Origin of the sequence: Butyrivibrio sp. FC2001 (genome assembly GCF_000424125.1) — a bacterium.
In the GTDB taxonomy this organism is placed as follows: Bacteria; Bacillota; Clostridia; order Lachnospirales; family Lachnospiraceae; genus Butyrivibrio.
The window spans coordinates 1-1,311 of the sequence record NZ_AUJH01000044.1 but is presented as its reverse complement, the minus strand read 5'-3'; the positions used below and the strand labels follow the sequence as shown (position 1 = coordinate 1,311).

Below are 1,311 nucleotides of genomic sequence, written 5' to 3'. Positions count from 1 at the left end.
AAAGGTTATGACAAGTTATTTTTTATGTAAAGAAACCCATTAAAGTCAGCCTATTTTCAGGCATTACTAATGGATTTCTTTACATAATGATTCTTAAAGTTTAGATTTGCACAGATCCTTAAGCCAACTCTTAAGTGATATATTATTATCCCACTGTGGCTCTTCCTTTGGAACGATTTCTTTGCTGGCTGCTTCAATGGCTTCACGCTTGAGTTTGGCATCAGCTCTTGCATATCGTTCAGTTGTTCTAACGCTTACATGTCCGAGTAAGTCTCTGATGTAAATTAAATCAACACCCGAAGCAACTAAACCCATAGCTGTTGAATGCCTGAGCTTGTGAGGGCTCATATCTACTGGTATTAGGTTAGGGTCTATTTTTCTGGCTGCATCAGAGTACTTTGTTACTATGTAACATATCCCTTGTCTAGTGAATTGGTTTTTCATGTGGTTAATAAAAAGCCAGTCATCCATATGTGAAGGGACATCGTAATGCATTTCTTTAATGTACTGTTTGATTATCGGAATTATAAGGCTGCTTAATGGAACAAATCGGCTCTTTTGTCCTTTCCCGTGTACGAGTACTGTATATGGAGATGTAAGCGATATGTCTTTTACTCTTATGTTTATAAGTTCACTTACCCTCATCCCTGTTGTATAGAGCATCATCAGAATTATGTAATCCCTTAATCCGTTTGTGTTATGTAGTGGGATTTGCTCCATTAAGAGTTTTATGCCATCCTCTTTGAGATAAGATATCTCTTTCTGCGGAACCTTCTTTATTGGAATTCCAAGTATCCTTTGATATTCCGGCATATATTCCGGCTTTACATATGAGAGATACCGGATAAAACTATTTATTGCAGCTTGTTTTTGATTTCGTGATGAAATGCTATTATGCTGGTGCTCTTGTAACCATTCAAGAAATCTAATGATATTTTCATATGTCAAATCGGATAACGTTACTTTATCAGCGTCAATGGATTCCTCTTCTGAATAGTATTGCAAAAGATTAATGAATGCATTTCTATATGAATCAATTGTTTTAGCGCTACAGCCACGATCATTTACCATGTAATCAGTTAAGTACTTGTTCAAGAAGATGGCAAAGTCAGTCCTGTTCATAGATAGTCGCCACCTTTCCAAAAATATCATTTATACTTGCAGCCCATTTTTCTTCTATGTAGGGGTAAATGTTTACTGTAAGGCGTAAATACTTTTCAGTTGCATATATTGTTTTATGTCCAAGGTATGTTGACAGTACCGGTAATGCAACATAAAGATCAACGCCGTTGTCTACCATCTGCTTAAACG

At 36.3% G+C, this 1,311-nt stretch carries 1 protein-coding gene and 1 pseudogene; both read right to left on the bottom strand.

Going from position 1 to position 1,311, the window contains the following annotated elements:
• Positions 1-93: 93 nt before the first annotated feature.
• Complete coding sequence (locus G601_RS0113800; RefSeq protein WP_026665712.1) at positions 94-1,122, bottom strand: tyrosine-type recombinase/integrase; 1,029 nt, start codon at positions 1,120-1,122, stop codon at positions 94-96.
• Positions 1,109-1,311 (bottom strand): annotated as a pseudogene (locus G601_RS26520) (tyrosine-type recombinase/integrase); the annotation flags it as partial. The gene G601_RS0113800 and the pseudogene G601_RS26520, both read right to left, overlap by 14 nt.